Origin of the sequence: Gordonia sp. i37, from assembly GCF_002043085.1 — a bacterium.
GTDB lineage: Bacteria > Actinomycetota > Actinomycetes > Mycobacteriales > Mycobacteriaceae > Gordonia > Gordonia polyisoprenivorans.
Genome location: NZ_MVPX01000342.1, coordinates 1 through 12,047 on the forward strand (window position 1 = coordinate 1; position 12,047 = coordinate 12,047).

At 66.1% G+C, this 12,047-nt stretch carries 11 protein-coding genes and 1 pseudogene; 11 read left to right on the forward strand and 1 reads right to left on the reverse strand.

What is annotated here, in order from left to right:
- The 9 genes and pseudogenes from B1964_RS16745 to B1964_RS16785 form a co-directional block, all read left to right on the forward strand.
- A pseudogene (locus B1964_RS16745) lies at positions 1-341 on the forward strand (CDP-6-deoxy-delta-3,4-glucoseen reductase); the annotation flags it as partial.
- Positions 342-388: 47 nt separating this feature from the next.
- On the forward strand, positions 389-1,495 hold the full coding sequence (locus B1964_RS16750) for an aromatic/alkene monooxygenase hydroxylase subunit beta (protein ID WP_006370698.1): 1,107 nt from the start codon (positions 389-391) through the stop codon (positions 1,493-1,495).
- A gap of 5 nt (positions 1,496-1,500) precedes the next feature.
- Positions 1,501-1,836 (forward strand): propane 2-monooxygenase effector subunit MimD, encoded by a 336-nt coding sequence (gene mimD, locus B1964_RS16755; RefSeq protein WP_170320219.1) that lies wholly within the window; start codon positions 1,501-1,503, stop codon positions 1,834-1,836.
- A 148-nt stretch (positions 1,837-1,984) separates the two neighbouring features.
- Complete coding sequence (locus tag B1964_RS16760; protein ID WP_006370696.1) at positions 1,985-3,031, forward strand: amidohydrolase family protein; 1,047 nt, start codon at positions 1,985-1,987, stop codon at positions 3,029-3,031.
- On the forward strand, positions 3,028-3,816 hold the full coding sequence (locus tag B1964_RS16765) for an iron-sulfur cluster assembly protein (RefSeq protein ID WP_006370695.1): 789 nt from the start codon (positions 3,028-3,030) through the stop codon (positions 3,814-3,816). Before B1964_RS16760 ends, B1964_RS16765 begins: the two co-directional genes overlap by 4 nt.
- Positions 3,813-4,838: an NAD(P)-dependent alcohol dehydrogenase gene (locus B1964_RS16770; RefSeq protein ID WP_006370694.1), complete on the forward strand. Its 1,026-nt coding sequence runs from the start codon at positions 3,813-3,815 to the stop codon at positions 4,836-4,838. The genes B1964_RS16765 and B1964_RS16770 overlap by 4 nt, the downstream gene beginning before the upstream one ends.
- A gap of 70 nt (positions 4,839-4,908) precedes the next feature.
- On the forward strand, positions 4,909-6,558 hold the full coding sequence (gene groL / locus B1964_RS16775) for a chaperonin GroEL (protein ID WP_006370693.1): 1,650 nt from the start codon (positions 4,909-4,911) through the stop codon (positions 6,556-6,558).
- Between the two features lie 243 nt (positions 6,559-6,801).
- On the forward strand, positions 6,802-8,574 hold the full coding sequence (locus tag B1964_RS16780; RefSeq protein WP_172398873.1) for a GAF domain-containing protein: 1,773 nt from the start codon (positions 6,802-6,804) through the stop codon (positions 8,572-8,574).
- Between the two features lie 116 nt (positions 8,575-8,690).
- Entirely contained in the window at positions 8,691-9,347 is a 657-nt protein-coding gene (locus B1964_RS16785; protein ID WP_006370691.1) for a class II aldolase/adducin family protein, read from the forward strand.
- Here the strand turns inward: B1964_RS16785 and B1964_RS16790 are convergent.
- A complete protein-coding gene (locus B1964_RS16790) occupies positions 9,317-9,946 on the reverse strand; it encodes a TetR/AcrR family transcriptional regulator (protein WP_006370690.1) in 630 nt (209 codons plus the stop codon). The genes B1964_RS16785 and B1964_RS16790 overlap by 31 nt on opposite strands.
- A 123-nt stretch (positions 9,947-10,069) precedes the next feature.
- Here B1964_RS16790 and B1964_RS16795 point away from each other — a divergent pair, with 123 nt between their 5' ends.
- Together B1964_RS16795 and B1964_RS16800 are read left to right on the forward strand one after the other, a co-directional pair.
- Positions 10,070-11,845, forward strand: a complete 1,776-nt coding sequence (locus B1964_RS16795; RefSeq protein WP_079930580.1) for an acyl-CoA dehydrogenase — start codon at positions 10,070-10,072, stop codon at positions 11,843-11,845.
- A 65-nt stretch (positions 11,846-11,910) separates the two neighbouring features.
- Positions 11,911-12,047: SDR family NAD(P)-dependent oxidoreductase (locus tag B1964_RS16800; RefSeq protein WP_139765766.1), on the forward strand; the 137-nt coding region annotated here is incomplete at its 3' end.

Below are 12,047 nucleotides of genomic sequence, written 5' to 3' on the forward strand. Positions count from 1 at the left end.
CCGGCCTGAACCGTCCGGTTCGGTTCTATTACGGAGCCCGCACCGCCGCCGATCTCTTTCTACTCGACGAAATCGCCACTCTCGGTGAGAAGATCGACGACTTCTCGTTCACCGCATGTCTGTCGGAGAGCACCGACAACGCACCCGAGGGCGTCACCGTCATCGGCGGGAACGTCACCGACATCGTCAACGACAACGAAGCGGACCTGGCCCGAACGGAGGTGTATTTCTGCGGTCCCCCACCCATGGTCGATGCAGCTCTCGCACTGGCGGAACAGCATTCGGTTCCCCACGACCAGATCTTCTACGACAAGTTCACCAGCCCGGCATTCGACTCCTGATCACGACCACCGCGGTCGAGTCAGCCTGAACGACAGGAACGAAAGGTATGTCCGCACCAGCGCAACCCCGGGAACGCAGTTTCCCGTCCATCGAATTCACCGACGCCGAGGCCGGCGCACGGGAATTCCCGAGCAGCCGAAGCCGCAAGTACAACTACTATCAGCCCTCCAAGAAGCGCGCCACGATCTACGAGGACGTCACCGTCGACGTCCAGCCGGATCCCGAACGGCACCTCACCCAGGGCTGGATCTACGGCTTCGGCGACGGCCCCGGCGGATACCCGAAGGAATGGACCTCGGCGCAGTCGAGCAACTGGCATCAGTTCCTCGACCCCAACGAGGAGTGGGAACAGTCGATCTACCGCAACAACTCCGCGGTCGTGCATCAGGTGGATTTGTGCCTGCAGAACGCCAAGCGCGCACGGGCCTACGACGGCTGGAACTCCGCGTGGCTCAAGTTCATCGAGCGCAACCTCGGAGCCTGGATGCACGCCGAGAGCGGCATGGGCCTGCACGTGTTCACCTCGATTCAGCGGTCCGCGCCGACCAACATGATCAACAACGCGGTGTGCGTCAACGCCGCCCACAAACTGCGTTTCGCGCAGGATCTGGCGCTGTTCAATCTCGACCTCTCCGAGGCCGAGGAGGCGTTCGACGGGTCGGCGCACAAGGAGGTCTGGCAGTCGGCTCCCGAGTGGCAGCCCACCCGCGAGGCCGTCGAACGCCTGACTGCGATCGGCGACTGGGCCGAATTGTTGTTCTGCTCCAACATCGTCTTCGAGCAGCTGGTGGGCTCGCTGTTCCGGTCCGAACTGGTCATGCAGGTCGCCGCCCGCAACGGCGACTACATCACCCCGACGATCGTCGGCACCGGAGAGTACGACTACGACCGGGACCTGAACTACTCGCGCGCCCTGTTCCAGATGCTCGCCCGCGACGAGAAGCACGGCATCGACAATCGGAAGCTGTTCTCGCGGTGGATGTCCGAATGGGTTCCCCGGTGCCTCGACGCCGCGCGCGGACTCCAGCCGATCTGGTCGCAGCCGGCGGACAAGTCCGTCACGTTCTCATCCAGCCTCGAACACGCGAAGACCAAGTTCGCCGATGTCCTGGCAGCCATCGATGTCGATATCCCAGAGGAGTTGAACAAGTGAGCACCATGCAATTCGGAGCCGACACCGAGTTCTCCAACATGTGCGGTGTGACGCTCATGAACACACCGATCGGACGCGTCGTCGCCGACGTGATGGGCGCCAAGGACGGTGTCGAACTCACCGAATACCCGTCGATGATCCGCGTCGACGGGGTCAACCGCCTCGACTTCGACTACGACGAACTGACCGACGCCCTCGGCCAGGACTTCGACGGATCGATCTTCGAGGAGATCAGTTCGACCCACTACGGACGGATGGTCCATCTCGACGACAAGACCATCCTGTTCGCCAGCCCCGAGGACGCCGCCGAGTTCATCGGCTTCGACCTGACCGCCTCCTAGGAGCGGTCGCCAGAGAACTTCGCCGCCGGGGTCATTCCGCCCCCGCAAGCAGGCCCCGGCGGCGAATTCCGCCATCCGACAAGACACCACAGCACCAGTTTTCAGCCCACACAGCCCCGTCAACGCCGCGAGAGAGCGAGTGATACCGATGTACGAGAAGAATGGCGACAAGTATTTCATCGTCGATGCCCACGTCCACCTGTGGGACGGCCGCGAATCCAACCAGCGCAACATCCACGGCAAACAGTTCATCGACTGCTTCTACGACTATCACCGCAATCTCAGTCCCGCCGAGGAGCTGTGGGATTACGACACCTACTGCTACTACGGCCCCGATCGCCTCATGCGGGATCTCTTCGAGGAGGGGCCGGCCGATCACGCCATCTTCCAGGCCACCATCCTGCGGGATTTCTACGTCAACGGTTTCGCGCAGGTCGACGACTCGCTGAAGCTCTGTCAGGACAATCCCGGCAAACTCACCTACAACCACGCCTATGATCCGCGCGACGGCGAGGACGGCCTCGAGCAGCTCCGCCGCGACGCCGAGACGATGGATCTCAAGGGCGTGAAGCTCTACACGGCCGAATGGCATGGCGACTCACGGGGATACAAGCTCGACGACCACTGGTCGCGCCGGTATCTCGAGGAGTGCATCAAGCTGGGCATCAAGAACGTGCACGTGCACAAGGGCCCCACCATCCGGCCGCTCGACCGCGATGCCTTCGACGTCGCCGACGTGGACAAGGTCGCCACCGACTATCTCGACCTGAACTTCATCATCGAGCACGTCGGGCTCCCCCGCCTCGAGGACTTCTGCTGGATCGCCACCCAGGAGTCGAATGTCTACGGCGGTCTGGCCGTGGCGATTCCGTTCATCCACACGCGACCGCGCTACTTCGCACAGATCATCGGTGAGCTCCTGTACTGGATCGGCGAGGACAAGATCCTCTTCGCCAGCGACTACGCGCTGTGGACACCGCAGTGGCTGGTTGAGCGTTTCGTCGACTTCCAGATCCCGGAGGACATGACCGAGTACGCCCCGATCACCACCGATCAGAAACGAAAGATCCTCGGCCTCAACGCCGCCGCGCTGTACCCGCACATCGAGGTGCCCGCCGAGCTGCGCATCCCCACCGATGCCGCCGACCCGGGAGCCGAGGTGGCCGCGGGCGCGAAGGATGCGGTGGCATCATGACGGCGCTGTCGGAGCCGACCGATACCGATGTGATGGTCGTCGACGCGGTGCTCGGGGCACTCGGTACGGTGCTCGATCCCGAACTCGACCAACCGATCACCGAGTTGAACTTCGTCCGATCGATCTTCATCGACGACGACGGGGTCGCCGTTCACCTGCGGTTGCCCACGTCGTTCTGCTCGCCCAACTTCGCGTATCTGATGGCCTCCGATGCCCTCGACGCACTCGAGGACATCGACGGCATCGGGGATGTGCGGGTCATGCTCGACGACCACCACGACTCGGACAAGATCAACGCCGGGCTCGCCGCGCACGCCGGCTACAAGGGCACCTTCGGTGTGGAGGCCGAACAGGATCTCGAGGAGCTGCGGCTGACGTTCCTGCGCAAGGCGCACACCGCGGCGATGGAACGCGCTGTGGCCAAGCTCATCTCGTCCGGTCAGGCCACCGTCGAGGACTGTGAGCATCTGTTGCTGCGCGATCTGCCCGACGGCCCCGCCAAGTGGGCACTGCTGCGCCGCCGCGTGCAGCTGGGCCTGGGTGTGTGTCCCAACTGCCGGGTCGTCGTCGGTGAGGACGGCACCACGCTGCCGCCCGAGCAAATCCCGATGCGATTGCGCTTCGCGCGATCGGTGCGGATCTCCATGGAGGGCAACAGCCATTTCTGCCGCGGCCTGCTGGCCACCCGTTACGCCGACGACGGCGAGTGTGACGGCACCAGCGGCCCGGTCATCACCAATCTGCGCACCAGCGGGGGCGCAATCGACGAGAAGAGGTCGGCATGAGAGCAGTACAGGTGGTCGGATACCACGACAAGTTGCAGCTCAACGAGATTCCGGATCCGGAGATCACCGGGCCACTCGATGTGATCGTGCGCATCGGCGGTGCCGGCGTGTGCCGGACCGACCTGCACATCCTCGAGGGCCAGTGGGAGGCCAAGAGCGGTGTGGCCCTTCCGTACACGATCGGCCACGAGAACGCCGGCTGGGTCGAGGCGATCGGCGATGCCGTCACCAACGTCGCGGTGGGCGACAAGGTGATCCTGCACCCGCTGATCACCTGCGGGCTGTGCCGGGCGTGCCGCGACGGTGACGACGTGCATTGCGAGAACAGCAAGTTCCCCGGCATCGACACCGACGGCGGCTACGCCGACTATCTGAAGACGACCGCCCGCAGCGTGGTGCGCATCGACGACTCACTCGAGCCCGCCGCGGTGGCCGCACTCGCCGACGCCGGGTTGACCGCCTATCACGCGGCCGCCAAGGTCGCGCGGATGACCCGCCCCGGTGACACGTGCGTCGTGATCGGCGCAGGCGGATTGGGCCACATCGGGATTCAGGTGCTCTCGGCGATCTCCGGAGTCACCATCGTGGTGCTCGACCGCAACCCCGACGCGGTGGCACTCGCCGTCGAGGTCGGTGCGCACGAGGGAATCGTCGCCGACGGCAACCACATCGAGAAGGTTCTGGCACTGACCGATGGCAAGGGCGCCGAGGCGGTGCTCGACTTCGTCGGCGAGGGCGGCGCGACCGCCGAGGGTGTCGCGATGCTGCGGCAGGCCGGCAACTATTTCGTCGTCGGGTACGGCGAGAACATCAATGTCCCCACCATCGACATCATCTCGACCGAGATCAACTTCATCGGCAATCTCGTCGGTTCCTACAACGACCTCACCGAACTGATGACGCTGGCCGCCCAGGGCAAGGTCACGCTGCACACCGCGACCTATCCGCTCACCGATTTCCAGCAGGCCCTCGACGACCTCGATGCAGGCAAGGTCAGGGGGCGCGCCATCCTGATCCCCTGACCGCACCCGAGAACACCGTAAACACCCGAAAAGATCTACCCCGCAAGATATTCGAGAAAGGTTGGACAACATGGCCAAAGAGTTGCGCTACAACGCCGAAGCGCGGCTGCGGCTGGAACGGGGCGTCAATGCCCTCGCCGACGCGGTCAAGGTGACGTTGGGACCCAAGGGTCGCAACGCCGTCCTGGAGAAGCTCACCGGACCACCGACGATCACCAACGACGGTGTGACCATCGCCCGCGAGATCCAGCTCCGAGACCCGTTCGCCAACATGGGCGCCCAACTGGTCAAGGAAGTCGCCATGAAGACCAACGGGGTCGTCGGTGACGGCACCACCACCGCGACGGTCCTGGCCCAGGCCATGGTCCGGGAGGGCCTGCGGGCCGTGGAGCAGGGCGCCAATCCGATGCGGGTGCGGCGGGGTATCGAACGCGCCGTCACCGCCGTCCTGGGCTCGCTGACCGAGCAGGCCGTGCAGATCGGCGGCCGCAGTGACCTCGAACGCATCGCGTCGCTGGCCGCCAGCGACGACGAGGTGATCGGTGAGGTCATCGCCGCCGCCGTCGAACACGTCGGCAAGAACGGCGTCATCACCACCGAGGAGAGCGACACACTCGGGCTGTCGGTCGAGGTCGTCGACGGCATCGAATTCGATCACGGGTACATCTCCGGGTACATGGTGACCAATCCCGAACGCATGGAGGCGGTGCTCGACAACCCGGTCGTGCTGCTCACCAACAAGAAGATCACCTCGGTGCAGGAGATCATGCCTGCCATCGAGGTCGCCAAGCGTGCCGATCGGCCACTGCTGGTGCTGGCCGAGGACGTCGACGGACCGGCCCTGCAACTGCTCGTCGGCGGCAACATGCACAACACGATGCGGTCGGTGGTGGTCCGCGCCCCGGGATTCGGGCATCGCCGGATCGCCGAACTCGAGGATCTCTCGGTCGCCCTGGGCGGCCACGTGATCGCCAAGGACACCGGGATCGAACTCTCCGAGGTCAGCATGGAGCACCTCGGCACCTGTGATCGCGTGACCGTCACCGAGAACGAGACGACCATCGTCGGCGCGCACGGCGAGCAGGAGCTCGTCGACGCCCGGGTGCGCCATCTGGAGGCCCAGCTCGAGCGGGCACGAATCGACGCCGACCGCGACGCCCTGGAACTGCGGATCGCGCGGATGACCGGCCGGGTCGCGGTGATCCGGGTCGGCGGTGTCACCAGTGTCGAGCTCAAGGAACGCATGCTGCGGGTCGAGGACGCCCTGGCCGCGACCCGGGCAGCGGTGGAGGCCGGGATCGTCTCGGGTGGCGGCACGGCACTCGCCCAGTCCCACCGGGCCCTGGAATCGCTGGACACCTCCGGCGATGAGGGCGCCGGTGTGCAGGTGGTGCGCAACTCGCTGGCCGAGCCGCTGTTCTGGATCGCGACCAACGCCGGCTACGACGGCGAAGAGGTGGTCAAGGTGGTGACCGGGCTGCCCCTCGGGCACGGGTTCAACGCCCTGAGCGGCTCCTACGGCGACATGTTCGACGAGGGCGTCATCGATCCGTGCAAGGTGACCCGCGCGGCATTGGAGAGCGCCGCGTCGATCGCGGCATTGCTGATCACCACCGAGACAGCGGTGGTCGAGGAGGTGCTCGGCAACCCCGGCGCCATCCCCGCGCCGGGCTTCGGCGATCTGGCCGAGGGCATGGTCCGCCCGTCCAACATCTACTGAGTCGTGTGTGTGCCGGGTCGACGGGCCCGGCACACACCGCCCGGGAATGATCGACGCCGAATCATTCCCACCCAGGACTGGGCCGGCCGCGATCCGGACGATGAGATTCGTTCGCGGCGTTGATCGCGGCCGGTCCTCCCCAGGGGGTACACTCGCAGCAGGTGAGACCCAGATCACAGCGGAGCCCCCGATCGCAGAGGAGCCTTTTGCTCGGTGATTCCACAGCCCACACCACCAGCAGCCATGTCCACCGCAGCGATCGCCAGAGCCCGGGAGAAATTCCTGAGCGACGACGCGCTCGATGATGCCGTCCGCGACTCGATTTCGACGTCGTGGAAGCGTTCGCGTGCGTTCAACGTCCACGCCGATCGTCTCGAGCTGCCGTTCGTTCGCGAACCGAACCTCGAGGGCCCGTTGGTCAGTGCGGCCCGCCCGATCCTGAGCCAACTCGCCGACGATCTGTCCACCGAGCCGGTCTCGATCATCCTGACCTCCGCCGACGGAGTGGTGCTCTCACGCACCACCGCCAGCCGCCGCCTGCAGCAGATGCTCGACGAGGTCAGCCTCGCCCCGGGGTACAGCTACAGCGAGGAGCACGCCGGCACCAACGGAATCGGCACCGCACTCGAGACCCGCCAGCCCACCCTGGTCCGCGGATCCGAGCATTACGCCGGATGTCTCGGGCCGCTGTCCTGCGCGGGTGTGCCGATCGTGCACCCCATCTCCGGGGCGGTCGTCGGCGCCCTCGACCTCACCTGTCCGTCCGACGACGAACACCCCTCGACGCTGCTGCTGTCCCTGGCCAAATCCGCCACCTCGCAGATTGTGCACCGCATGGTCTCGCAGGCCAGCGAACGGGAATCCCGGCTGCTCAACGCCTACCTCGCCACCTGCCGGCGAGCCCCGCAGGCGATGGTGCTCGCCATCTCCGGCGACGTGGTGCTGATGAACCGTCGACTGCGCCACAGCATCGATCCCGGCGACCAACTCGCGATCCTCGAACACGCCGTCGACCAGTCCCCGGACCGGGTGTCGGCGAATCGCGTCAGCACATTGCCCAGCGGTCGGGTCGCGCGATTGTCACCGGTCGACGAGCACTACGACTCCGATACCGCGATCGCGGTTTTCCGGGTCCATCTCCTCGATTCCGCGCCCACGCCTGCTGCCTCCACCCCGCTGCGTCCCGTCGCCTCGTTGCCCGGGGTGGTCGGACGCAGCTCGTCCTGGCGGCAGTGCTGTGCACGGATCTCCGGTCACGTCCAGGCCGGGCAGTGGATCGCCGTGGCCGGCGAAAGTGGTTCCGGCCGTACAGCTTTGCTGCGCGCTGCCGCCGAACGCTACCAGCCGTCGACGACGCGGATCTTCACCGCCGACGATTTCGATGCCGACCCCGATTCCACGTCGGACAGTGACGAGGCCCTCGACGCCCTCGCCATCGAACTCGACCGCGACGGGTTCTGCATCATCCTGCGTGACCTCGACCGGGTGCCCGCCCACACCCAGGCCGCGATCGCCGACCTGCTGCCCGGCCGGGAGTACGCCGGCTGGCTCGGCGTCACCACCGCCCTGCATTCGGCCGATGCCGCGTCGATGCTGTTGCCCTTCTTCGGCCACACCGTCGAGTTGCCGCCGTTGCGGCACCGCATCGAGGATCTCCACGATCTCGTACCTGCCCTGCTGCGCCAGCTCACCCGTGGACGGGAGCTCACCGTGGCCTCCGACGCCATGGCTCAGCTCAGCAAGTACGGGTGGCCCGGCAACGTGGCCGAATTGCGCCAGACGCTACGAGAGGTGGTCACCCATCAGCGTTCCGGGGTGATCGGCGTCGGCCAACTCCCGCCACGGTGCCGGACCACGAGTCGGCACACGCTCACCCGCATCGAGGCGCTCGAACGTGATGCGATAGTGCGCAGTCTGGAGGAGAACGGCAACAGCAAAGCTGCTGCCGCACATGCGCTCGGGATCTCCCGCGCCACGATCTACCGCAAGATCAAGGAGTTCGGGATCGTCACCTGACGCCCGGCGGACATCCGAGGACCGACAGCGCGCGACGGGCCGACGGCGTCGGCGTTCACCCGCCATGAACTGCCACATCCCCGCCATGAACTGCACAAAGGCGCTACCGTCAAGGAGTGGACATCGACGATCAGCGCGCATACCTCTGTGCGGCGGCCCACCAACTCGCCTCGGCGGGCCACACGATCGGCACCGGTGGCAACCTCTCGGCCCGCGTCGGCGAACACGTGCTGGTCACCCCGTCGGGCTGCCGGCTCGATTCGGTGTCGCCCGAGCAGCTTGTGGTGGTCGATCTCGACGGGACCGTCGCCGTTCCCACGCCGTACCGCCCGACCTCCGAACTGCGCATCCACCTCGACATCTACCGCACCTCGTCGACCGCCGCGGTCGCCCACGCACACCCGATCGCATCGGTCGCCGTCGGCAACATCGTCGACGAACTCCCGGCGATCCATTACACCGCGGCCATGCTCGGGGGCTCGGTGCGCGTCGCGCCGTACGCGGTCTTCGGCAGCCCCGAACTGAGCACGGGCATCAACGAGGCACTCTTCGAACGCACCGCCGCACTGATGCGCAATCACGGTGCCATCGCCGTCGGCAGCAACATCGAAACCGCATGCGAGCACATCGAACTACTCGAGTGGCTCTGCGAGGTCTACCTGCGATCGGTCAGCGCGGGCACCCCCGCGGTCCTCGACGAGACCCAGCTCATCGAGGTCGTGGCGACTGCCGCACGCCGCCACTACACCCCGTTCCCCGGCCGCGAGCGGTGATCGGACCGCTCCTGCGCCCGCACCATGCGTGAGGCCATCCGCGCGTAGGCCGCGCCGAGTTGCAGCGGATCACGGTGGGCACGGCTGGGAAACCAGCGACACACGTCGACACACAGCGACGAGATCGCGAGGATCACGTCGTCGGCGTCGTCGGCGAGGAACTCGCCCGCCTGAACCCCTCCGGTGATGATCGTCGTGAGAATCGCCGTCGTCTCGTGCCGTAGGTCGGCGATCGCCCGAAAGTGCTCGGGCCGCAACGCCCGCATCTCGTACTGAACCACCTTGGCCAACTGATGATGACGCGCCTGCCATTCGGCGAAGGCGGCCACCACGGCGCGCAACCGGTCCGAGTACGGTGCGGACGGTTCGTCGGCCGCCCGGATCGCGTCGTTGACCGCCTGATGGCCCTCAAGCGCGATCGAGTACAGCAACTCCTCCTTGGACCGGAAGTGCGGGTACATCGCCGCCGCGCTCATCCCGAGTCGCGCGGTGATCTGCCGGGTCGAGGTCCCCGAGTACCCGAATTCGGCGAATGCCGCAATCGCGGCAGCACGGATGCGTTGCGCCGCAGCCGATTCGGTGGCATGCACGGACGCCATCACCTCACCTCCCGGTTCCCAGGGCCCGCCGATGTTGACGACGAACCGCCACACCAGGCAGTATAAGCAAGTGCTCATAAAATGAGCGAGTGCTTGGCTGCACCCCGGACGAAATGGAGCGTCATGGCCGAACCGCTGTCCCGTCGCGACCTGGAGTTCCTGCTCTACGAATGGCTCGACGTCGAAAAGCTCACCGAGCGTCCACGTTTCGCCGAGCACTCCCGGGAGACCTTCGACGCGGTCCTCGAACTCTCCGCCGACATCGCAACCCGGCGCTACGCGCCCTACAACGCCCTCGGCGACACCCACGAGCCCTACGTCGGCGACGACGGCACCGTGGTCCTGCCCGACGAGATCACCTCGGGCATCAACGAGTTCCTCAAGGCCGGGCTCGTCGCAGGCTCCTTCGACGAAGAACTCGGCGGGATGGCACTGCCGACGGTGGTGAACCGGGCGAGCGCCGCATGGTTCCAGGCAGCCAACGCCGCGATGTCGTCCTACACCTTCCTCAGCGTCGGCAATGCCAACCTGATCGCCGAATACGGCACACCCGAACAGATCGACACCTGGGTCCGACCCATCGTCGAGGGCCGCTACTTCGGCACCATGTGCCTGTCCGAACCGCAGGCCGGCTCGTCGCTCGCCGACATCACCACCAAGGCGATCCCCGCGACCGACGGCACGTACCGCGTCACCGGCACCAAGATGTGGATCTCGGCCGGCGACCACGAACTCGGCGAGAACATCGTCCACCTCGTGCTGGCCAAGACCCCCGGTGGCGGGCCCGGCGTCAAGGGCATCTCCCTGTTCATCGTGCCCAAGTATCTCCCCGACGGCACCCGCAACGACGTCGCACTCGTCGGGCTGAACCACAAGATGGGCAACCGGGCCACCACCAACTGCCTGCTCAACTTCGGCGACGGGACCCACTCCCCCGACCCCACTCCGGGAGCAGTTGCGTTCCTGGTGGGCGAGGAGCACAAGGGCCTGTCCTACATGTTCCACATGATGAACGAGGCACGCATCGGCGTCGGATTCCTCGCCACCTCACTGGGATACGCCGGTTACCTCGCATCCCTGGAATACGCCAAGGTACGCACGCAGGGCCGTCCGGTCGACCAGAAGGACCCCACCAGCAAGCCCATCCCCATCGTCGAACACGCCGACGTGAAGCGGATGTTGTTGGCGCAGAAGTCCTATGTCGAGGGATCGCTCGCGCTGGGACTGTACTGCTCCAAGCTCGTCGATCTCCAACAGACCGGCGACGACGCCGAGCAGGCCCGCGCCGGACTGCTCCTCGACGTGCTGACCCCGATCGCCAAGTCCTGGCCGTCGCAATGGTGTCTCGAGGCCAACTCCCTGGCCATCCAGGTCCTCGGCGGTTACGGGTACACACGCGAATTCCCGGTCGAGCAGTACTACCGCGACAATCGGCTGAACCCGATCCACGAAGGCGCCCACGGCATCCACGGCCTGGACCTGTTGGGACGAAAGGTCGTCATGCGTGACGGTGCGGGACTGACCCTGCTGGCCGAGACCATCGGCGACACCATCGCCAGAGCCGCGGCCGATCCGGCGCTCGCCGAATACGCCGCCGCACTGCGCACCCGACTCGACACACTCGTCGCGACCACCGTCGCCGTGTGGTCGGCAGGCGACGTGGCCGTCTCCCTGGCCAACGCGACCGCCTACCTCGAGGCCACCGGGCACATCGTCATCGCCTGGATGTGGCTCGAGCAGCTACTCGCGGTCGGCGCGTCGACCGGCGACTTCTACGACGGCAAACGCGCTGCGGCACAATACTTCTACCGATACGAACTGCCGAAGACCGGGCCGCAGTTCGAGCTGCTGGCCGCACTCGACCGCACCACCCTCGACACCGATCCGGCCTGGCTGTAGCCCACCGGCCACACACCGTCGATCCACCACGCAGTCGACCCACCATCACGAAGGAGCTCCCGAAAGTGTCCGTCCTCGATATGTTCTCCCTGACCGACAAGGTCGTCGTCGTCACCGGCGCCTCGTCAGGTCTCGGCGTCTCGTTCGCCATCGCCTTCGCCGAAGCCGGCGCCGACGTCGTCCTGGCCGCGCGCCGCACCGA

Excerpts from the sequence above, each read along its gene's own strand:
- B1964_RS16765 (WP_006370695.1), top strand. The coding sequence starts at position 3,028 with ATGACGGCGCTGTCGGAGCCGACCGATACCGATGTGATGGTCGTCGAC.
- B1964_RS16750 (WP_006370698.1), top strand. The coding sequence starts at position 389 with ATGTCCGCACCAGCGCAACCCCGGGAACGCAGTTTCCCGTCCATCGAA.
- B1964_RS16770 (WP_006370694.1), top strand. The coding sequence starts at position 3,813 with ATGAGAGCAGTACAGGTGGTCGGATACCACGACAAGTTGCAGCTCAAC.
- mimD (WP_170320219.1), top strand. The coding sequence starts at position 1,501 with ATGCAATTCGGAGCCGACACCGAGTTCTCCAACATGTGCGGTGTGACG.
- B1964_RS16795 (WP_079930580.1), top strand. The coding sequence starts at position 10,070 with ATGGCCGAACCGCTGTCCCGTCGCGACCTGGAGTTCCTGCTCTACGAA.
- B1964_RS16790 (WP_006370690.1), bottom strand. The coding sequence starts at position 9,946 with ATGGCGTCCGTGCATGCCACCGAATCGGCTGCGGCGCAACGCATCCGT.
- B1964_RS16760 (WP_006370696.1), top strand. The coding sequence starts at position 1,985 with ATGTACGAGAAGAATGGCGACAAGTATTTCATCGTCGATGCCCACGTC.
- groL (WP_006370693.1), top strand. The coding sequence starts at position 4,909 with ATGGCCAAAGAGTTGCGCTACAACGCCGAAGCGCGGCTGCGGCTGGAA.
- B1964_RS16780 (WP_172398873.1), top strand. The coding sequence starts at position 6,802 with ATGTCCACCGCAGCGATCGCCAGAGCCCGGGAGAAATTCCTGAGCGAC.